We start from the raw sequence: 243 nt of genomic DNA, 5'->3' as shown, positions 1-243 counted from the left end.
CCGTGCCGCCGCGCCTGCTGATGATCTCCTCGCCGGTCCGGTTCACTTCGCCGAGCAATTCCAGGACGGCGTCATCGCCCGCACCGAGGGCCCAGGTTGAGAATCCCACCAGGTCCGTGAACAGGATCGTGACGGGCCCGCTGCCGTCGTCCGGCCCGGACCGGCCGCGACGCGACACGAATGCCTGCCACGATTCGACGGCAGCCAGACCGAGTTCTCGCGCGGCACTGGGTTTTTCACCTC

Annotated in this window: 1 pseudogene; it reads right to left on the bottom strand. The window is 68.3% G+C overall.

Annotation, left to right across the window (positions count from 1 at the left end):
• Nucleotides 1-243 (bottom strand): annotated as a pseudogene (locus tag SB754_RS22455) (adenylate/guanylate cyclase domain-containing protein); the annotation flags it as partial.

The organism is Leifsonia sp. SIMBA_070, assembly GCF_046534635.1.
Lineage (GTDB): Bacteria > Actinomycetota > Actinomycetes > Actinomycetales > Microbacteriaceae > Leifsonia.
This window is presented reverse-complemented; position numbering and strand designations above follow the sequence as displayed.